Here is a 22,246-nt window from a genome sequence, read left to right as displayed (position 1 = left end):
CCGTATATAGTGGTATTTAATGGTTTTGACAAGGCTGTTTATACCCTGTCATTCCTGTTACATAAGCGCAAAAATACAATTTAATTTGCCGGTGAGTAGCTGTCGGGGATATTAAATGGATATTCAAGCGGTTGATTAATATCAACTTTAACGTAATGCAAATTAACCTGTATCTTTTTATCGCCGGCAACAGAAGCGATATTTATTTGCGATGGTACCTTTTGAGTGCCCGCTAAAGTAAACGCATTAACCGCCTGTAACGATTGCCCTGCTTCCTGGTTTGTAAGATTGGTTTGGCTCACTTTCATATCATTGCCAAGTACCAGTTTATATATCAGGTCCTGCAAATTACCACTTAAGGTGGTGTTATTACTGCTATCCGCCGCAATTTTTGTGCTATCGTTCAATGCCTGGGGTATAGCGTTACCTACCAGCAGTGCCTGCAACATGGTATAATCTATCTGCTTGTTGGCGTATTTATAAATGAAACTGAAAGGCTTTTTGAAGTACACACCCTGCAAACGGTTTATAACCTGTATGCTATCGGGTGTGATGATAGCCCGGGCTACTTCAATACCCAATAAAGCGGTTACTGAAACCCATATCTTTTTACCATTATCAATGCGGAGATTAAGTGTACAGTCGTTATTATTACCATTAATAGCCAGGCTTGCTTTGGCCTTGCCCGAAAAAGTATTAAAGCCGAGTTGCTGTGTACGGATAGGCTCCAGCTTTGATTCCTCATTAGCTTTTGAAACCGTGGCCGATGTACCCGCAGTAAGATGCTTATGCGCCGAGCAGCTTACCATTATCAGCAAGCCGCAGGCTATCATCAGTTTATTCAAAATATTTTCTTTCATTTATTTTACGATCTAAAACCGGCGACTGCTCTCCGAATGATTTTGCTTTTTTCCAGTTTTGTACAGCAGCGTTGGTATCGCCTAAATAAAACATAATATCGCCATAATGTTCTATCTGTACGGCGCTGTTTGTTTTATCATGCACTATGGCTTTCTCTATCCAAATTTTGGCATCGGCATATTTTTTTTGCTTGAATAATATCCAGGCATAAGTATCCTCGAACGATGCTGTATTAGGCTGCAACTCATTGGAGTGTGCCGACATTTGCGCCGCCTTATCCAACTGCTCTCCTCTTAACGATAAATAATAGGCATAATTGTTTAAGGCAAAGGCATTATCAGGATTATACGTCAGCGATTTATCATAGGCAGCATCAGAATTGCTGAAATCCTTCATCTCATGATAACAATCACCTAAGGAGGAATAGCTTAATGAGAGTAGGTCCTTATCATCAGGAGCAACATCAATAGCACTTTTAATATAACCTATCGCTTTTTTGTAATTTTTTGTTTGCTGGCAGGCAATGCCTACCAGGTAATTCATCCAGGCTTGGTTAGGGAAAAGCGCAAGGGCGTTCTCACCATCTTTTATAGCCTGATCCATTTCGTTTGAGCTGATCTCGATACGAACCAACTGTTCATAAACAGCATAATGGCTGCCATTTAGCTGGATAGATTTTCTGTAGGCTGTTTCTGCTTCCTTAAACTTCTCGGTCTGGAAAAGCATATCGCCATACATGGCATAAGATTTTGAATCATCGGGGTGAGCCTTTATCAAGATCTTGCTCAGCTCAAGCGCGCTGGCTTTGGCATTGGGATCGGGAAATTTGGGGAAGTATCCTAAAATGATCTTAATTTTTTGGTCGATATCAACCTCCGGAGATGCAAAAGCCAGTTCCAGTTCATTAAAGAAAGATTCATTATCTTTTTTATCACGATAAATATCGGCCAGGGCTAAATGTATCTGCCCGTTATTAGGTGCAATTTTTTCAGCATCCTTTAAAACTTTAAATGCCTTATCCTGCAGATTATTTGAGTTGTACAACTCAGCCAATACCAGGTAATACTTTACTTGTGAGGGATTGTCGGCAATCATTTCCTGCAACTGGGCAGCAGCCGGGTCAACCTTGCCTTGTATAAGGTATATTTTTTGTTTACCTGCAAGTATGTCATCATCAAGCCCGTTCATGGCCTGCAACTGATCATAAACCTTCAGAGCATCATCATACCTTTTCTCAATAAAAAGGGCATTGGCGTTATCATAATAATATTCGGGCTTATCGGGGTTTATCCTTATCAGCTGTACAAATACATTCTGAAGTTTTACTATGTTATTGTTTTTCTCATAACACTCGGCAAGTGACAGCCAGTACCACTCATTATCCGGACTAATGGCAACGGCTTTTTCGAGCAAGGGTTGCGCATCAGCATAATTACTTTTTTGCTTTTTAAGATTTGCCAGCTCATACAGCGCGGCGGCATTGCCCGGGTCGGATTGGAGCACACGGCCGAATAATTCAGCAGCCTGTGTAAAATTCTCCATTACCTTTTCATGCAAGGCCGACATAAAGATCTGCCTCACCATCACACTATCTATCTGCGACATGGGTTTGGCAGCCACAACGGTACCAATGCTTTTGTTTTGTGCAAAAACAAAAGCTGGTATTACTGAAAAAAGCATAACTGCAAACCGCCTCATCCTGAAATTTATCTAAATCTATGCTACCCCTGTATGTCCATAACCACCCACACCGCGCGAAGTTTCATTTAATACCTCAACTTCCTCCCAATTTACTTGTTCGTGTTTGGCAACTATCATTTGCGCGATCCTGTCGCCGGTATTTACCTCGAATACCTGGTCAGAAAGATTAATCAGCAACACCTTTATTTCACCACGGTAATCGGCATCAATTGTTCCCGGGGAATTAACTATGCTTATACCATGTTTAAACGCTAAACCGCTGCGCGGGCGTATCTGTGCCTCAAAGCCTTCGGGCAATTCAATATGTAACCCTGTTGGGACAAGCTTGCGCTCAAAAGGTTTAAGCGTTATGGTTGTTTCCAGGTCGGCACGCAGGTCCATACCTGCAGCATGCATAGTTTCATAGGCCGGCAGGCCATTTTTTGATTTGTTTATTACTCTGATAATCATCGTTTAAATATAGCCCTTAAGTTTGCGCGTTCAAAATAAAATGCCACTGATATATATAATAATAACAACGCATCGCCTATATAAATATTCCTGTTAAATACATAAAATGACAGATAAACTACCACAATTGATGATACTATATAAACCAGGTTCTTTTTAAGATTATAAGGAATAGGATAGTTTTTTTGCCCCCATATATAGGATAATACCATCATGGTTGCATAAGCAATGAATGACACCCATGCCGAAGCCATATAAGTATATTTTGGAATAAACAGCACATTCAGCACAATGGTGAGTATTGCCCCTATGCCCGAAATGTACAAACCATATTTTGTTTGATCGGACAGCTTATACCATACTGATAAATTCATGTAAATACCCAGACTCACATAACCAAAAACAAGTGGTGGCACTACACGTAAACCTGTCCAGTATAATGCGGTTTGTTTTGCATCGTGGCCTTTTACAAAGTATTTTAAAATTTCGATATTGGCTATAAGCGCTATAAATATTACGCAAACGGTAATTACAAAATAATCCATAATACGGGCATAGGTTTGGCCTGCATTCTTATTTTTGGCATGACTAAAAAAGAAAGGCTCGGCACCTAAGCGGAAGGCTTGCACAAATATGCTCAGGAAGAGGGATATTTTAGCACAGGCTGCATATATGCCTACTTCGCGCACACTGATGTTTTGCGGCAGCAGCTTACCCAAAAGCAGTTTATCTAAATTTTCATTAACTAAAAACGACAGGTTGGCAATTAACACCGGCCAGCTGTAGGCAAACATTTCCGCAAGCATTTTGCCATCAAAGTCAAGCCTTAATTTCAATATCTCAGGCAGCAATAACACTAATGTAACAATGCTTGCAATTAGGTTTGACAGGAATACATAACCCACCCAGCCTTTTGTATACCATGTATTTATCCAGCCCGAGCCAATATAGTGGTGATTTATCCAATAAGGAATAACATAAATAAAGACCAGGTTTAGCGAAACGAAGATGATAATATTAATAAACTTGATGATACTATACCTGCCGGGTTTACCATCGGCACGTATTTTGGCAAAAGGAATAACGCACCATGCATCAATTACCAGTATAGCTATAAAGTAGTCTATAAATGTTACAAACTCACTGTGTGAAGTATCCTTACCTACCTGTATAAAATTGGCTATATGCCCAATAAAGGGCAAAGTAACCAGCAGAAACACAATAGTAATGGAGAATACCGAAGCAAAAGCATTGTTATAAACTTTCCTTTTGTTATCGGCATGTTTATTTAAGTACCTGAAAAAGGTAGTTTCCAATCCAAATGCCATTATTGCATTTAAGATTGCCGCATAGCTGAATATGGTTGATAAAATACCATATACGCCGGTAGCAAATGTGCGTGTATAAACAGGGGTAAGAAAAAAATTTAGCACCCTGCCGGCTATAGTACTTGCGCCGTATATGGCGGTTTGACCCGCGAACTTTTTAGCTGTTGACAATGATTATACCTGGATTAATTGCTGTGGATGTACTACCACAAATGATTTTTTTTAACTACCTCAAAATTACGATAGTTTTTTAATTCGCCTTCATTTGATTCTACAGAAGTTACCTGGGCATCCTGCGGGCCTTCGTTGCACCAGTCTAAAAACATTTCGAGGGTAGCTTTATCGGCTTCGGCGGCTATGAGTACGTCGCCGTTATCGGCATTTTTTACAAAGCCGCGTACACCAAGCTGGTCGGCAACGGCTTTGGTTGATGCGCGATAAAATACGCCTTGTACTTTGCCTTTTACAGTTATATCCAGATGCTTTATCATAAGTTAAAAGTCAAAATTAAAAAGTCAAAAATAGGAAGGTTTGGATATAATAACGTTTTTTAAAAGTATTTTGTGGTTTATTTAATGATTCGCGCTCATTGCCGCTAAGGCTATTTCTTTTGTCTTGATACAAAAGAAACAAAAAATCAAGTCAGCAAAGAGGCTTCTTTTCGCACAGGGCCTGCGCTGCAAATCAGGCAAAACCTGGGCTGCAATCTTTTACCCTGCTGTCGCTCGCACAAAGCCACCGCTTCTGTAAAATTTGCTATGCCCTGCCACGCTTCTGGCCACCATCGTTTTGCCTGATTTCGCCCGAAGCTTTTTTGCTTACGGAATTTAGTATAGTATTTAGTCTTAAGTCTTTGCTGTAATGTGGATGAAGCTCATCTTAATTCTTTACTTCAGCATAAATACTTGTGACGGGAAGCTTTTATCATCATAAACTTCTTTTAGGTTAGTCACACTATCGGTTGTATCAAACAGCATAACCTGGCGGGTGTTGCTGTTGTATTCTGGCCATTTTGGGTTTGATGATGTATTGGGATTGCCGGTTTTTATAAAGGTTACCCATGCACCGTGCAGATTAATAGTTAATTGCTTTTTCGCGCTGTCGGTTATGGTGTTGGGGTTATTTATGTTCCAGATGTATTGCAGTTCTTCACCGTGCCTGGCACCGAATGATTTGCCGTTATCGTATTTAAAGCGGTACATCCAAACCGGTATGTTATTTTGGGCCAGCACTTTTGCAAAGCGGTAAGAATGCATCTGGTACATATACTGTGTGAGTACTTTTACCTCGGCGGCATACGGCGAATCTGTTTTTAGCTGCTGCTGATAAGCCGCATAAACCATTGGCGCGCCATCTTCAAATAATGGTTTAAAAACAGTTTTGTTTATATCCTTCAGATCGCTATTCGGACCAACGAAGGCTGCAGCCTCGTATTCATTTGTGCCGATGAGCGCTTTTATTTTTGGCATTTGACCACTGGCTGCATATTTATAAGCATCGCCGGTAATTGTTGCCCCATCATAAACCGGCCCTAAAAAAGAATTGCCGCCAATGCCTTCGCACACCATTCCCTGTATCTTTATAATAGAATCAGCAGGCAGCGTTAAGAATTTTTTAACATCAAGCGCGGTTAGTCCCATTTTATTTAAGATCCGCAGTCTTGCGTTTTTAGCAGTAACGGTATCGCGGATACACTGAACTGATCCGCTTTCGGCAATATATTGCTGAAATAAGCCTTTGGATAATGGCGAAACCATCACAGCGCTGATGAGCTTTGCGCCTGCAGATTCGCCCATAATGGTAACCCTGTTGGGGTCGCCGCCAAAGGAGGTGATGTTTTGTTTAATCCATTTAAGCGCTGCTATTACGTCCAGTACTCCACAATTACCTGATTGTGCGTAACGCTTACCCACATCGCCCATATATAAAAAACCAAAAGCGCCAAGCCTGTAATTAATGGTGATGGTTATAATATCATCATGATCGGCAAAGGCATGGCCGTTCATCCCTTTGCCCGAGCCGTTTGTCATGCTGCCGCCGTGTATCCAAACTACTACCGCCCGTTTATGATTATCGGTTTTTGGGGTGTACAGGTTTAATGAAAGGCAATCTTCGGAACCAATAACTTTATTACCTGAATATTGTGTAGCAACCGGGCCAAACTTTGTAGCGGCTAAGGTATCTGTCCACAGTTGGTGGGTTGCCGGGGGCATAAATCGTAAATCGCCGGCGGGCGGAGCAGCATAGGGTATGCCTTTAAAAACCTGGATATTATTTTCAACTATCCCGCGTATATATCCTTTGTCGGTTTTAACAACAGGGTCATTGTTTTGGGCTGATGCTTTGCAGGCGATGCAAATCGCCATAAATAAAATTACAGACCTGATTGCTGGGAGCATTCTTATAAAGATTAGTATCGCATTTAAATTAATCGCCTAACTTTTGATTCCGGGGTTAGTTTAAGTCCATCAACATTGGTAATTAAATTTAGTCCGGGTGTTTTGCCGGGTTCAAGGCTGCCTTTTTCCGCATCGATACCTAAAAACTGGGCCCCGTTAATTGTTCCCCACTCCATTAGCTTAGCTGTAGTAATAACCGGGAACTTTTGCTGAATGGTTTTCATTTCATGCAGTATGCACAGCTTGGTGTTTGATGCCAGGCTATCGGTACCCAGGGTGATGTTAAAGCCCTGATCAATAAACAGATTGATCTTTGGTACCCGGTTCTCGATATATAAATTAGCATTGGGGCAAAAGCACCAGTTTATTTTACGGTCGAAACGTTTAAGAAAATAGATGTCCTTAAGATTAGTACAGGTATTATGCACCATTAAAATATCCTGCTTGCTGGTTAGCAATGGGATTATGGATTGCATGGAGTTACGGGCCTGGGGCTTAAAGTGGCTGGTATCCATACCAAAGAACTCGTACAGCTCATTAAACTTACCCAATTTATAGCGGAAGAACTTATTCTCATCATCGCATTCCTGGTTATGGATACTCAGCAGATTTTTAACGCCTGAATCTGAATATTTTTTTATCAGCCTGAATAATTCTTTTGATACCGAATACGGTGCATGCGGTGTTATGGAGCATGATTGCGGCCTGAACTCATTCAGCAACATTAAACCATTGGCATACAATTCATTGGCATTGTGCGGCAAAAAACCCAGTATCTCCACAAAAGTGTGGTAGTATAATTTACTTTTGGCTTTTATTTGGATGGTAACATTATTGTTTGATATATCGCCAACGGCAACTATGCCATTATCATACATGTCGCTGTCGGCTTTTTCGGCAGCTTCAATAATTAATTGATGCTCGCCATTACGTACCTTTAGTATCTGTTTGATGAAATCGACCAGGCCTGTTTTTGTGGGTACCTTACCCTCCAGGTGTGAAAGTTCAAGATGACAATGTGTGTTTATAAATCCGGGGCAAATAATGCCGCTTAGGTGTTCAAGGGGCTGATTTTGATCTGATGCGGGCTGATAATCTGTAACTGAAATGATCCTGCCATAATCATCAACTGTAACAATTCCATTTTTAATTGGTTCGGCATAAACAGGGAAAACATAATCGGCTTTAAAACTTTTCATTAAATCATATACTTAGTATCTTCTAAAAAACCTTTTAAAATATACCAACCAAATCTATAAAACATTTACAATTAACTTAAAGTTATTGTTTTTAATTTGACAAAAAGAATATACTAAAAAAAGTTACTTTTTTTTTATTTCAGTACCTTTGCAAAGTGAGCATTAAAAAAGACAAAATTGATATCCGCAGCATTAGCCTGCAAACTCTGCAAGAGCACTTTATCCGTATGGACGAAAAAAGCTTCAGGGCAAAACAAGTTTATGAATGGCTTTGGAAAAAATCATGTTTCTCTTTCGATGAAATGAGCAATATTTCAAAAGAACTTCGTAATAAACTGGACGAAAATTTTGTTATAAATAACGTAAAAATTAACAACTCACAGTTTAGTGCAGATAAAACTATAAAAAATTCTTTTATTTTACATGATACCCACCTAATTGAGGGTGTTTTAATTCCTACACCGGGCAGAATGACAGCCTGCGTATCATCGCAAGTGGGCTGCAGCCTTACCTGTAAGTTTTGTGCCACCGGTTATATGGAGCGCAAACGCAACCTTAACCCCGATGAAATTTACGATCAGGTTGTGTTAATAAGCAAGCAGGCCATGGAAAATTACGGGCAGCCATTAACCAACATTGTGTACATGGGCATGGGCGAACCATTGCTGAACTACAAGAACGTAATGGATTCGGTCGAAAAAATAACATCGGAAGACGGGCTTAATATGGCTGCCAAGCGCATCACCGTATCAACCGCGGGCATAGCAAAAATGATAAAAAAACTGGGCGACGACCAGGTGAAGTTTAACCTGGCGCTATCCCTGCATGCCGCTAACGACGAAAAGCGTAACACCATAATGCCTATAAATGAGCAAAACTCGTTAAAAGCACTGGCCGAGGCATTAAAATACTACTACGCCAAAACCAAGAACCCGGTAACCTACGAGTACATTGTTTTTGATGGCTTTAACGATACTTTGCAGGATGCCATTGAACTGGCAAAATTTTGCAAGCACCTGCCATGCAAGGTGAATATTATTGAATATAACCCCATAGCCTTCGCCAATTTTATAAATGCCGGTGAGGATAAGATTGAAGTTTTTGCCGAATACCTGCGCAAACAGGGCATCAATACCAACTTACGCCGTAGTCGCGGCAAGGATATTGACGCAGCTTGCGGGCAGCTGGCGATTAAGGATAAGGAAAAAGCGGTGCAGGAGTAAAGCCCATTTTTGTGGCAGATTAAATTTGTTTTTAACCACAAAGGGCACGAAGCTTTCACAGAGATACGCAAAGATTTTATTGAATGAATTATTAGGGCGTTGCCTGCGGCCGTGCTATGCGCTCATACGCCTGCAGGCTTTAGGCTCAGCCTGCACTGAGGCCCTCGAAGTGGGCCGGTATCCACTCCTATCACTAACGCGGAGCTTCGACGCGCTCCGCTGACTCACCCGGTCGTTGCTCCGCTCGACCACCCTCTCTGCGGTAAACCGCAAAGAGGGTTGAGGGAAATTTCGTTATTCCCTTTTTCTCCCCTAACTTACTACCGTGAAACTATCCCGCGGTTATCTTGCTGATTTTGTTGCCTTATTTTTTCCAGAGCTTTGCCCGGCTTGCGGGGAGAGCTTGATGGCTAATGAGCATGTAATTTGTACCGATTGCCTGTACCACTTACCACAAACCAATTTTCATTTACAGCCCGACAATATTGTTGCCCGGCAGTTTTGGGGAAAGATTAAACTTGAAGGTGCCTATGCACTGTACTTTTTTGCCAAAGGTGGCAGGATTCAAAACCTGATGCATCATTTTAAGTATAAGGGCATGCAAAAGATAGGAAATCTGTTAGGCAATATTTCAGGTGGACAACTGGCAAAGAGCCCTGTTTTTAATTCGGTTGATGTGATCATACCTGTGCCGCTGCATAAAAGCAGGTTAAAGGAGCGAGGCTATAATCAAAGCGCCTGCTTTGCTGAGGGATTAGCGCAAAAGCTGAATGCTGTTGTTGAAGTTAATAATCTCGTGCGTGCAAAGGCAACCGAAACACAAACCCATAAATCGCGGTTCCTGCGGTTTGAGAATATGCAGGATGTGTTTACTATAAATAACCCCGAAAGCTTAATAAACAAGCATGTATTACTGGTTGATGATGTGATAACTACCGGCGCAACGCTGGAGGCCTGCGGGATTGAGTTATTGAAGATAGAAGGGTTGAAATTGAGTATTGCTACTATTGCGTATGCGGAGTAAAAACCAGGAATAGGAACCAGGATTTAACGAATTTTATGAATTTACAGGATGTTTTGATTTACTGCTTAACATAATGCCCTTTTGACTTTTGACTTTTGACTTTTGACTTTTGACTTTTGACTTTTGACTTTTGACTTTTGACTTTTGACTTTTGACTTTTGACTTTTGACTTTTGACTTTTGACCTACTGCTTCTGGTATTTACTCAGTTTATCGTAAAGCGTTTTGGGTTCAAAGGGTTTAAGGATGAAATCGTTCATGCCTGATTCTATCATTTGATTTACCTCGTTACTCAGCATGGATGCGGTTAGGGCAAGTATAGGTAATTGTTGAAAATAGGTTTCATCTTTAGCCCGCAGTATCTCGGTTGCTTCCAACCCACCCATTACCGGCATGTGTACATCCATCAATACAACATCGTAGTTTCTATTAGCTTCTATCTTGTCAATGGCTTCCTTGCCATTTTCGGCAAAGTCCACAGTGGTGCCCCATTTCTTAAGCACTTTGTTAACCAGTATGCGGTTGATCTGATTATCATCAACTACCAATACATTTATGTCTAATCCCATATCCATTTTACTCGCATTAAGCACGTGGCTATCAGCCTTGTTAAATGTTATTGTAAACCAAAATGTTGATCCCTGCCCAAGCACGCTATCAACGTTTATTCTTGAATCATGCAGCTCTACCAATCTTTTACTAATAGCAAGCCCCAGGCCCGTACCACCATATTTACGTGTAGTATCAAGCTCTGCCTGTTTAAACGATTCAAATATAGTTCCTTGTTTATCAGGTGCAATGCCTATACCCGTATCAATAACTGCAAACCGTATACGTACCGTATCAGTATTTTGCTCCAAAACTTTCAGATCAATGGTTACACCACCCTTTTCGGTAAATTTAACAGAGTTACTCACCAGGTTCAGCAATATTTGAATAAGGCGCGCGCTATCCGCAATAACCATTGGCGGAACATCTGGATCAACACTTTGTTTTATGTAGATATCCTTTTCATTGGCCCGGTATTGCAGCGAGTTGGTAACGCTTTGCACCAGTCCGCGCAGGTTAACGCCCGCTTTCTCCAGCTGTACGTTACCGGTTTCAATTTTGGTAAAATCAAGCACATCGTTTATCAGCTTCATCAAATTTTCGGCTGAAAATTTAAGAACGCTCAGGTTCTCTTTTTGCGATTCCAGCGGATCTTCATCCAATAATAAGTGTGACATGCCAATTACCGCATTCAATGGGGTGCGTATCTCATGGCTCATCACCGAAATGAACATATCCTTGGCCCTGTTCAATTGCAATGCCTGTTCCTTAGCCGATATGAGTTCCAGCTCCACCTTCTTTTTGGAGGTGATATCAATAATAACCTCAATATATTTATCAACTTCACCCTCACTGTCAATAATAACCGAATTGATGACTGAGATCCACAGCATCTGCCCATCCTTGCGGTAAGCCAGCAGATCAACCTCAAATGATTGTTTATTTTTTGAAAGATCCCGAGCCCGCTCTATAATGGCTATATCAGTAAGTTCACCTTTAAGGGCATCACCCAAATGCCTGCCCTTAACATCGTTAATATTATATCCGGTAATTTTCTCAAACGCACTATTGATCCATTCTACATTGCCGTCACTATCATTTATTACCACGCCGCTCGTGGTATTGCTGGCTACCAAGGAGAGCATTTTTAATTGCTCATCGGCTTTTTTGCGCTCTGTAATATCTACTATAACACCTATTTGACGTTCCACAACACCAACTTCATTTAGTAAAGGGCTATTGGATATAAATACCCAAATGGGTGTCCTATCCTTTTTATAAACCTTTATCTCAATCTCATAGGTTTTGTTCTGCTCAGCAGCATCAACCGCTCCATTATATACATGCATATTGGTTCCTTCGCCTAAAAGCATAGTACCAAAAGTTTTGCCTTTCATCTCTTTAAGCGTATAGCCTAAAATACGCTCGAGGGCTTCATTCATCCATATCACATTGCCGTCAGCATCACGTATTAATGAACCGCTAGGGGTCTTTTCGGCTGCGAATGATAGTATTTCAAGATCTTTTTCGGCAGTTTTGCGTGCAGTAATATCAATTATTACACGTATATATTTGTCAATATTGCCGTTGGCATCGTAAACAATAGAATTGACTATGGATATCCATTTCGGTTGCCCGTCCTTCCTGTTGAAAAGCAATTCTATTTCATAAGGCTGCTTATTTGGTATAGCCTCATCCAATATTTTTTTACTCTCTGCTGTAGGCTCGCCGTTAAGCGTATTTCTTAATGTCTTATTTTCAACATCGTTTAAATCATAGCCTGTTATCCGCTCAAAGGCCTCATTTATCCATATCACTTCATCGCTGGTGTTGCTTATAACCACACCGTTACGCACCTTACTAGCCACCAGCGAAAGCTGCTCCATTTGCGCCAATAAATGCTTTTGATAGGTAATGTCCCTACCGCTGGCATACCATTTTCCTTCTTTGTGTACAGCACACCAGCTTATCCATTTCGCCTCATTGTCGGCAGTTATGGTTTCTGTTTCCAGTTCAAACGGGCGCTGCGTAGCTATTGCCTTTTCAATAAGCGGCACAAACTGATCGCGGCTGTTCGTGCCAACTACAAACTGCCATAATGAACGCCCCATTGCCTGTTGCGGCGTATAACCCAGCACGCTGAGCACCGCATCATTTATCAATTCGATATTGGAATCCTTATCGGCAATAAAATGTACCTCGGAGGAATTATTGAAGAGTGTAAAGAAATCTTTATGAACGGCAAGCGATGCTTCAAGCTCCCGCTTTTGCTTACGCAATACCAGGTGCGACATTACCTCGTTAGCCAATGTGCGCAGTGCATCCTTTTGTTCAGAGGTGAGTGTACGTGGCACATTATCAATAACACATAATGCGCCTAAACGATGGCCATCAGGGTCAATTAGCGGGGCACCTGCATAAAACCTGATATGCGGCTCGCCTAAAACGAGGTTGTTATCTTTAAAAGTATCAGACTCAAAGGAATCATTAACTTCAAGTATGGTATCATCAAGGATGGTGTGATTGCAAAATGCCTCCTGCCGGGGCATATTCCCCCCCTCATTATCCAAACCTATTCTTGATTTTACCCATTGCCGGTCGGCATCAATTAAGGTAATAAGGGCAATAGGAACCTGGCATATATAGGATGCCAGGCGTGTTATAGCATCATACTCTTTCTCGGGCAATGTATTTAAAACATTGTAGGAATCAAGGGCTTTTAACCGTTGATCTTCATTTCCGGTAAGAGTATGATGCGTAATCACTTTTATCAATCAGTGCCTTTAAGTTTATATAGTGGATAGTCATCCATCAGCTTATGAACTCTCTTACGTATTTTCTTTAAGGAAAGTTCATTATCTGGATTGGTAATTACATTATCTATTAATTCAACAATGTGTTCCATTTGCTTTTCCTTCATGCCACGGGTTGTTATGGCGGCAGTACCCACACGGATACCTGAAGTTACAAACGGCGACTTATCATCATAAGGCACCATGTTCTTATTTACGGTAATATCCGCTGTAACAAGTGCATTTTCAGCAGCTTTTCCGGTAATATTTTTATTCCTAAGGTCGATAAGGATTAAATGATTATCTGTTCCGCCAGATACAATCTCGTATCCGCGATCAATAAATGCTTTTGCCATGGCTGCGGCATTCAATTTAACCTGTACGATATACTTCATGTAGTCATCAGTCAATGCCTCGCCAAAGGCAATTGCCTTTGCAGCTATGATATGCTCCAATGGGCCACCTTGTGTGCCCGGGAAAACAGCCATATCCAGCAAAGCCGACATCATTTTTACTTCGCCTTTTGGTGTTTTTAAACCCCATGGGTTTTCAAAGTCCTTACCTAATAAGATTAGGCCGCCACGCGGGCCACGCAATGTTTTGTGGGTAGTGGTAGTAACAATATGGCAATGCGGCAGCGGATCGGTTAATAAACCACGTGCTATTAGGCCTGATGGGTGTGAGATATCAGCCAAAACCAAAGCGCCAATTTCATCAGCTACTTTACGGATAAACTCATAATCCCAATCGCGCGAGTAAGCCGAAGCACCGCAGATGATCATTTTAGGCTTTTCGCGCAGGGCTACTTCCTTAAGCTGATCGTAGTCAACATAACCGGTATCTTTTCTAACCCCATAAAAATGAGGCTCATATAATTTACCCGAGAAATTCACTGCTGAACCATGTGTTAAGTGCCCACCGTGAGAAAGATCAAACCCTAATATTTTATCGCCTGGATTAAGGCAGGCCAGCATAACTGCCGCGTTTGCCTGTGCGCCAGAGTGTGGCTGCACGTTTGCCCATTCAGCATTAAACAACTGCTTTGCGCGTTCAATAGCAATGGTTTCAATTTCATCAACTACCTGGCAGCCGCCATAATAACGTTTGCCGGGTAAGCCCTCGGCATATTTGTTGGTAGCTACTGATCCCGCGGCTTCCATTACCTGCAGGCTTACAAAGTTTTCAGATGCGATAAGCTCAATGCCTTCTTCCTGGCGTTGTTGTTCTTCGTCTAATAATTTGAATATTAATTTGTCTCTTTTCATTGTGATGCTTAAACGCCGCTAAGGTAGCAAAAAGCTAAAAGTTAAAAGGTTAAAGCTTAAAGGTTTTTTTGACTATTGCCAAATAAGGCAGCAAAAAGGTAAAAGGTAAAAGCTAAAAGGTTTTTTGATTAGGTATTAATCTCCCTGCTTTTACCTTTTTACCTTTCAGCTTTTTTGCTCATTCGCTCCTTAAGCTTTTTATGGGGTTGGTGAAAGCTGCTTTTATGGTTTGGAGGATAATTAATAAAGCGGTTATGCCCGCAAGCAAGGCTACAGAAAAAACAAACGGTGTTAATGATATATTGATGCGGTAAGCATAATTGCTCAGCCATTTTTGCATAACGAGATAAGCCACCGGACAAGCGATCAAACCTGCGATCATCACTACGCCCAAAAAATCTTTCAGGAACAGCGTTGTAATACCCACGACTGATGAGCCCAGCACTTTGCGGATGCCTATCTCTTTGGTACGTTTTTGAATACTGAGTGATATTAAACCTAACACGCCAAGCAATACAATTATGATGGATAATACGGTGGCAATATAAGCAGCCTTTTGCAGCTGGATCTCGCTTGTATATAGCCGGTTAAGGGCATCATCCATAAAATGATATTCAAAAGGTTCGCCGGGTAATAGCTCGGCCCATTTCTTTTGCAGGGCCTCCGCGCTTTTTTGCAGGTCGCCGGGTTTAACCCTGAATGAGAAATAACGGTAATAAGGCGAGCGGTTTACATTAATAAAGGTGATGGGCAGTATCTTGGCCTGCATCGATCCAAAATGAAAATCGGCGGTGACGCCGCTGATGGTGTATGGCTGATCCCAGTACATGATCTTGCGCCCAATGGCATCATTGGGGTTGTTCCACCCCAACGCTTTTGCCTCCGTTTCATTGATCACTATTTGGGTGGAATCAGCTGCATTATAAATCGGACTAAAAAATGAGCCTGCTTTTAGGGGTATATTGTAAGTGGCCGCATATTGATTATCTGCTGTTAATCCCTGCGTAGTTACAGTTTTTGATGGATCTGAGCCTTGCTTATAAATGGGTACACTTCCACCATTGATTCCGTCGGGGATTTCAAATGAAAGCGAAACACTGCTTACCTGCGGCATTTGCGCCATTTGATAACGGATAGCCTCCATCTTTTTTACACCTTTTGGTGACCAATCGCGGGGTAGTTGGGCGTAAACTATATAATCCTTATTATAGCCCAGGTTATTGCTAAAAAATAGACTGATCTGTTGCGAAATAATCACTACGCCTATAAAAACAACAGCCGCTGTTGTAAACTGGAATGCCACCAGCGTTTTACGGAACAGTACACTCTCTTTTACTGTAGCGAGTTTTCCCTTTAGCGAGTCGACAGATTTTAATGCTGATAATACCAGCGCCGGATAAATACCTGCGAGCAAACCGATCATCAAGGCGAAGACAAACGGCAGCGGGAAGAAATACACAGGAAAATCAATAAGGCTCATGATATCCCTGCCCAAAGCCGCACCAAAATATGGCCTTGCTATGGTGTAGATGATCAGCGCCAAAATAGTAGCCAGCATTACCATCAGTACCGATTCGGCAAGGAACTGCCACACGAGTTGCTTGCGCAAACCACCCATCACCTTGCGTATGCCCATCTCCTTCATCCTGCCTGAAGCACGACCGATACAGATATTCACAAAGTTGATAACCGCCATCAGCAAAATAAACAGGGCGATGCAGGAGAGCGTCCAGGTCATTTTTTTTATGGTGCCATTATTGGCCAACAAGTTATAGTCCTTCATTTTTAGCAGGTAGGGCGTCAGGTTTTGGTTGATATCATCAGAAGCATTCTTCTTTAGCAACACCACCATGGCCCGTTCCACCGCCTTGGGGTCGACACCTTGTTTCAGTTCGATATGATCAATTGTGGCCGAGTTGTCCCAGCCATCCATACCACGCTCAAAAAATTTATTAACGCTGGCATTAAAAAAGAACTGTATAGTTCTGCCGTTTAAGTCGGTAACGGTGTTGCGTGGCAGTTCATCCAATACCGCGGTGACCATAAAATCATGGTTACTGCCCGCGAAGCTCTCGAAATTTAGTGTTTGCCCAACCACATCCGTTTTTCCGAAATATTTTTTGGCCATCTGCGTCGTTATCACCACCGAATAAGGCTCGATCAAAGCGGTTTTTACATCGCCATAAAGCAGCTTAAAGCCATACATATTCAATAGGGTACTATCGCCCACCAGCAAACTTTCATGAAAATGCATATCACCTTTTGATACATTGGTGAATGCAGGGTCGGAATTATAATAGTTGGCTACCAGGCCGGGGTAATTATCTTTTAGCGCACGTGACAGCTGCGCGATGGAAGTATAATCAGCCCCCATAGCCGGGTCCTTCCATTTACTCATGATGATGTATTGGTTATCGGCATTCTTAAGCTGCTGGTTTACCTGCAGCTCGCCCCATACATACGCGCCAATAAGCAGCGTAAAGGCTATACCTACCGAAAGGCCAAATATATTGATGAGGGAAAAAACTTTGTTCTTCCACAGGTTCCTCCAGGCGATTTTGAAGTAGCTTTTTAACATGGTTAAGGGATTGATTTGTAAAGTGGAAGATAAGGAAAAGGCAGGGATTTAGATTTACTTTATAGATAATATTATGTGAAATGATTTGTTAGTCGCTTGGTATCGCTCATAGCCGCTATGGCCTATTTCTTTTGTCTTGATACAAAAGAAACAAAAAATCAAGTCAGTAGAAAGGCTTCTTTGCCGCACAAGGCCTTCGCCCTGCAAATTAGGCAAAACCTGGGCTGCTATATTTTTACCCTGCTGTCGCTACACACCTGGCCTTTGCCCTTCTGTAAAAATCTGCTATGCCCTGCCACTGCACAAGGCCACCATCGTTTTGCCTGATTTCACCCGAAGCTGTTCTACTGACGGGGAAGGAAAAAAAGTGTAAGGTGTCATGCTGAGCGATAGTCGAAGCATGAGCGTAGAGGCCTTTGCCCTCATGCTTCGACTATCGCTCAGCATGACTCTCATTCTCTTGATCAAAAAAGCGCAGGCCCTGACAACAAGGGCGGGCCAGCGTAGAGGCGGGAATGACGGTTTAGCTTTTTGTGTGATGTGAGGTACGAATGTACCGAACAGCGAAAAAAGCGTGAAGAACCGGCAGGGAGCGGGGAAGCATCCTTGTTATCTTGATTTATTCACATATTGTTTGTTTTTTAAGGTGTTCATGAGCTCCCTCCGGTCGGTTTTTGGTTCTTTTGTATCAAGACAAAAGAACTAGCCTCCGCGGCAATGAGCGGCTTAAAGCGATATGTCTACAGTATGCAACTTCGCCTTGCACAGTCGGGGATTGCCACACTATCGCTCGCAATGACGCGCGAAGAGATACCCCGAAAATCAAATAAATCCGTTTAATCCCGGTTCCCCATAAACTGAATCACATCTACCTCCGTACCTTTAAAAGCACCCATCGCAGCAGTTTTTAACCCCGACATAGCCGCGGCAAATTCGCCGGATTCCTGAATGCCAACACCATTAACACGCTTGTATAAATAGCCTGCCATATAGGTATCGCCGCAGCCGGTGGCGTCAATCACTATTTTGGGCGAATGGGCCGGTATCGTATACAAAATATCATCGCTATAGATCCATGAACCCTGGCTGCCGTTGGTGATCACTATTTCTTTTACCCCCCAATCAGTTAATTGCATAATGCCGTCATTTAACTCATCACAGCCGGTTAATGCACGGAGTTCGGCAACATCGGCTTTCAGGATATCTATATAGAGTAAGATTTCCTTTTTACCGGCCCAGCCGGTAGCGTACACCTTTTTGTTCTCAACCTTGCGCAGGTAGCCCTGTACATCCAGACTTATCAATCCCCGGCCTGCTATACTTTTAACAAATTCAGCCGAAAAATCATTAGCCAGCAAAGGGCCGAGGTGGAATATCTTGGCACTTACCGATTGTATTTGTTCCGGATTGAACCGGTCAGCAACCTGTAATACATTTTGGGTACGCTCGTCCTGGTTTTCGCCGTAGATATTCTCAAAGTAAACGGTATGGGCGCTGGGCTGTACTTTTATTTCGATGCCTTTAGCGCGCAGGTCGTTCACGTAATGCATTTCTGTTTCTGCAAGGGCAGTAACCAGCAGGTATTTTACATCGAGCTTGTTCAGCGCGTAGGAAAAATAAAAGGCCGTACCCCCCGGCATATAAAGAGTGGTTTGGGTGTTAACTACTTTATCAGATGTGATGTGGCCTATGCAGCAGATATCGTACATGGCGGCAAAAATAATGATTTGTGGTTAGTGATTGAGGATTAGTGGAATATCGTGAGATTTCTATTACCAACATAAAATCGAGCCCGGCCTGTGCGATTCCTTCCTTTGGGAAGATAGGGGTTTGTTCGATAAAATTCGCTGGTAGAGACCCCTCCCTGCCTTTGCACGCATTTCTGCAGCACCCCTCCCGTCGGGAGGGAATGTAAAAAAATTAGAAAACACCCTGAAAATCAACTTAATCAGTTTAATCCTGGTTCATCCCCTTTTTCTGAGATCCAAAAATTATTATAACCTAAACCTATTTGTATCTCCACCAATTCCTGTTGCAGCATTTCGAGCATCGCTAAAAAGTTATATACAAAATGCACCTTATTTTCGGAGTAGGATGCCATGGCCTTAAAATCAAGCATCTTGTTGATCTTTAACAGCTGACTTATAGCCGCCTTTTGCTTTTCTATAGTATAGGGGTATTGTACAATGGTGTGGGTAACCTGCTTTTCGCGCAGCTCGTAATTGCGCATCAGGCGTTCGTAAACCATCATCAGCTTGTACAGGCTTATCTCCTGCAATTCATCGCCGGGGAGTGCTACTTTTTCAACCTGCTCCAGGTCGGCGCCAATGTTGCCTCGTTTTTCCTGCTTAAAGCGCTCGTCCTCAAAAGGGCGCAGTTCTTCGCATACTACCTTTATCTTTTTGTATTCAATCAGCTTTCGTATCAGGTCCTCTTTGTGGTCGATCTCATTACCAGCCTCATCCACCTCGTATCGCGGCAGCAACATTTTAGCTTTGATGCGCATGAGCGTGGCGGCTACATAAATAAACTCACTGGCAATTTCCATATCGAGGCTGGCCATATGGTGTATGTAGTTCAGGAAATCGTCGGCAATACGGGCAATGGGGATATCATGAATGTCGAGCTCATCCCGTTCGATAAAAAAAAGCAGCAGATCAAAGGGACCTTCAAATTGCGGCAACCTGATCTCAAAGCTTTCTTCTGTCATTTGCTATCAAATTAAGCTAATTATCATCAAAAAATAAAATCACGGAAGAAAACAATAATTAACGCTCAGTTTATCTTATTTTTAACAATTAAATAACTTACTTTGTAAGTTTAAATACTCTGACTAATGGCAATGCAGGTACCGGCCGGTAATTTATTACAAGATATATACTACCCTTCTGATTTAAAGAAACTTACCGAGGATCAACTTGAACAGGTTTGCCAGGAGTTGCGCCAGTATATTATTGATATTGTTTCGGTAAACGGAGGCCACTTTGCTGCCAGTTTAGGTGTTGTGGAATTAACCGTTGCCCTGCAATATATATTAAACACACCTTACGATCAACTGGTTTGGGATGTAGGGCACCAGGCTTATGGCCACAAGATATTAACTGGTCGCCGCGATCAGTTTCATACAAATCGTCTTTACAAAGGCATAAGCGGTTTCCCAAAACGATCCGAAAGTATATATGACGCCTTTGGCGTCGGTCACTCATCTACCTCTATTTCGGTAGCATTAGGTATGGCTGTTGCGTCGCAATATAAGGGCGAAACCGACAGGCAGCACGTAGCCGTAATTGGTGATGGTGCCATGACCGCAGGTATAGCTTTTGAAGCGTTGAACCATGCCGGGATCGAAAACTCGAACCTGCTGGTTATTTTGAATGATAACAACATGGCAATTGACCCGAACGTGGGTGCCTTGAAGGAATACTTAACAGATATAACCACCTCGAAGCCATATAACCGCTTTAGGGACGATATTGCACATGTATTGAATAAACTATCAGCTATTGGGCCCGATGCCTTTAAAATAGCTAAAAAGATAGAAAAAAGCATCAAGGGCACGCTGCTTAAACGCAGTAACTTTTTTGAGGCTTTACAGTTCCGCTATTTTGGGCCGATTGACGGGCATGATGTAAAGCACCTGGTTAAGGTGCTGAATGATCTGCGCGATATACCGGGGCCAAAATTACTGCATTGTGTTACCACAAAAGGCAAGGGTTATGCACTGGCTGAAAAAGACCAGACCAAATGGCATGCGCCCGGCTTATTTGATAAGATAACCGGCGAGATCAAAAAGACCAAGCACGAAAAGCCACAGCCACCAAAATACCAGGATGTATTTGGCCATACCATAATTGAGCTTGCCGAGCAAAACCCTAAAATTATGGGCATTACCCCGGCAATGCCATCGGGTTGTTCATTAAACCTGATGATGAAGGCTATGCCAAACCGCGCGTTTGATGTGGGTATTGCCGAACAGCATGCCGTTACATTTTCCGCAGGTTTAGCTACACAGGGACTGATACCTTTTTGTAATATATACTCCAGCTTTATGCAGCGGGCATATGACCAGGTGATACATGACGTAGCTATACAAAAGCTGAACGTAGTGTTTTGTCTCGATAGAGCCGGTATAGCAGGCGCGGACGGGCCAACCCATCATGGCGCTTACGACCTGGCTTATATGCGTTGCATACCGAACATGATCGTATCGGCACCGATGAATGAGGAAGAACTGCGCAACCTGATGTATACTGCCCAGCAGGATGATATGGGGCCGTTCAGCATACGCTACCCGCGTGGTAACGGTGTGATGGTTGACTGGCAGCGCCCTATGAAAGCTATACCTGTTGGCAAGGGCCGCAAGATATGCGATGGCGAAGAACTTGCCATATTGAGTATAGGTGCTATAGGCAACGAGGTAGTTAAAGCTACGACCGCCCTAAACGCCGAAGGCTACAACCCTGCACACTATGACCTGCGCTTTGTAAAACCATTAGATGAAGCTTTACTGCACGATGTGTTCAGCAAATTCAATAAGGTGATTACTGTTGAGGATGGCTGCATTGAAGGCGGCATGGGAAGCGCTGTACTTGAGTTTATGGCCGATAATAACTACCACTCACAGGTGATACGTATGGGTATCCCCGACCGCTATATAGAACACGGCGAGCAACCCGAGCTTTGGGCCGAAGCTGGTTATGATGCTAACTCAATAGCAGAGAAAGTTAAAAGCGTGGTAGAGAAACGCAATACACATACGATTGCATCTTAAATGTGCAAATATGCAGATGTGCGTATGTGCAGATTAAGGAGAAGACAATGTATAAATGTGTGTTTATTGATTAAACCTGTGCATTTAAATCATTTGCACATCTGCAT

15 protein-coding genes are annotated in these 22,246 nt (G+C 42.4%); 3 read left to right on the top strand and 12 right to left on the bottom strand.

Annotated features, from left to right (window positions below; genetic code table 11):
* Positions 1–80: 80 nt before the first annotated feature.
* The 7 genes from BLU33_RS01800 to BLU33_RS01770 all read right to left on the bottom strand — a co-directional run bounded on the left by BLU33_RS01800 (position 81) and on the right by BLU33_RS01770 (position 7,938).
* A complete protein-coding gene (locus tag BLU33_RS01800; RefSeq protein WP_091368351.1) occupies positions 81–860 on the bottom strand; it encodes a DUF4292 domain-containing protein in 780 nt (259 codons plus the stop codon).
* Entirely contained in the window at positions 838–2,559 is a 1,722-nt protein-coding gene (locus BLU33_RS01795) for a tetratricopeptide repeat protein (protein WP_091368349.1), read from the bottom strand. The genes BLU33_RS01800 and BLU33_RS01795 overlap by 23 nt, the downstream gene beginning before the upstream one ends.
* A gap of 18 nt (positions 2,560–2,577) precedes the next feature.
* A complete protein-coding gene (dut, locus tag BLU33_RS01790; protein WP_091368346.1) occupies positions 2,578–3,012 on the bottom strand; it encodes a dUTP diphosphatase in 435 nt (144 codons plus the stop codon).
* Positions 3,009–4,511: a lipopolysaccharide biosynthesis protein gene (locus BLU33_RS01785; RefSeq protein ID WP_091368344.1), complete on the bottom strand. Its 1,503-nt coding sequence runs from the start codon at positions 4,509–4,511 to the stop codon at positions 3,009–3,011. The genes dut and BLU33_RS01785 overlap by 4 nt, the downstream gene beginning before the upstream one ends.
* Before the next feature lie 32 nt (positions 4,512–4,543).
* Positions 4,544–4,831, bottom strand: coding sequence for an acylphosphatase (locus BLU33_RS01780; protein WP_317040549.1), 288 nt, complete (start codon positions 4,829–4,831; stop codon positions 4,544–4,546).
* A gap of 396 nt (positions 4,832–5,227) precedes the next feature.
* The gene (locus BLU33_RS01775) at positions 5,228–6,739 is read right to left on the bottom strand and encodes a carboxylesterase/lipase family protein (RefSeq protein ID WP_091368341.1); all 1,512 of its coding nucleotides are present in this window, start codon (positions 6,737–6,739) and stop codon (positions 5,228–5,230) included.
* A gap of 23 nt (positions 6,740–6,762) precedes the next feature.
* The gene (locus BLU33_RS01770; protein WP_091368338.1) at positions 6,763–7,938 is read right to left on the bottom strand and encodes an amidohydrolase family protein; all 1,176 of its coding nucleotides are present in this window, start codon (positions 7,936–7,938) and stop codon (positions 6,763–6,765) included.
* 155 nt (positions 7,939–8,093) lie between these two features.
* On the opposite strand from BLU33_RS01770, the gene rlmN reads away from it, so the two are divergent.
* Together rlmN and BLU33_RS01760 are read left to right on the top strand one after the other, a co-directional pair.
* The gene (rlmN, locus tag BLU33_RS01765) at positions 8,094–9,161 is read left to right on the top strand and encodes a 23S rRNA (adenine(2503)-C(2))-methyltransferase RlmN (RefSeq protein ID WP_091368336.1); all 1,068 of its coding nucleotides are present in this window, start codon (positions 8,094–8,096) and stop codon (positions 9,159–9,161) included.
* A 325-nt stretch (positions 9,162–9,486) separates the two neighbouring features.
* Complete coding sequence (locus BLU33_RS01760) at positions 9,487–10,185, top strand: ComF family protein (protein WP_091368333.1); 699 nt, start codon at positions 9,487–9,489, stop codon at positions 10,183–10,185.
* Positions 10,186–10,369: 184 nt separating this feature from the next.
* On the opposite strand, the gene BLU33_RS01755 is transcribed toward BLU33_RS01760, so the two are convergent.
* The 5 genes from BLU33_RS01755 to BLU33_RS01730 form a co-directional block, all read right to left on the bottom strand.
* Positions 10,370–13,498 (bottom strand): PAS domain-containing protein, encoded by a 3,129-nt coding sequence (locus BLU33_RS01755; RefSeq protein WP_232009462.1) that lies wholly within the window; start codon positions 13,496–13,498, stop codon positions 10,370–10,372.
* Between the two features lie 5 nt (positions 13,499–13,503).
* Positions 13,504–14,790, bottom strand: a complete 1,287-nt coding sequence (gene glyA / locus BLU33_RS01750; RefSeq protein WP_091368327.1) for a serine hydroxymethyltransferase — start codon at positions 14,788–14,790, stop codon at positions 13,504–13,506.
* Positions 14,791–14,968: 178 nt separating this feature from the next.
* Positions 14,969–17,368, bottom strand: coding sequence for an ABC transporter permease (locus BLU33_RS01745; protein WP_091368323.1), 2,400 nt, complete (start codon positions 17,366–17,368; stop codon positions 14,969–14,971).
* Positions 17,369–18,204: 836 nt separating this feature from the next.
* On the bottom strand, positions 18,205–19,077 hold the full coding sequence (locus BLU33_RS01735) for a PfkB family carbohydrate kinase (protein ID WP_091368317.1): 873 nt from the start codon (positions 19,075–19,077) through the stop codon (positions 18,205–18,207).
* A gap of 239 nt (positions 19,078–19,316) precedes the next feature.
* Positions 19,317–20,078, bottom strand: a complete 762-nt coding sequence (locus tag BLU33_RS01730; protein ID WP_091368314.1) for a segregation and condensation protein A — start codon at positions 20,076–20,078, stop codon at positions 19,317–19,319.
* Positions 20,079–20,210: 132 nt separating this feature from the next.
* Here BLU33_RS01730 and dxs point away from each other — a divergent pair, with 132 nt between their 5' ends.
* The gene (gene dxs, locus BLU33_RS01725; RefSeq protein WP_091380088.1) at positions 20,211–22,139 is read left to right on the top strand and encodes a 1-deoxy-D-xylulose-5-phosphate synthase; all 1,929 of its coding nucleotides are present in this window, start codon (positions 20,211–20,213) and stop codon (positions 22,137–22,139) included.
* Positions 22,140–22,246: the final 107 nt, after the last annotated feature.

The sequence above is a fragment of the Mucilaginibacter mallensis genome, from assembly GCF_900105165.1.
In the GTDB taxonomy this organism is placed as follows: domain Bacteria; phylum Bacteroidota; class Bacteroidia; order Sphingobacteriales; family Sphingobacteriaceae; genus Mucilaginibacter; species Mucilaginibacter mallensis.
This window is presented reverse-complemented; position numbering and strand designations above follow the sequence as displayed.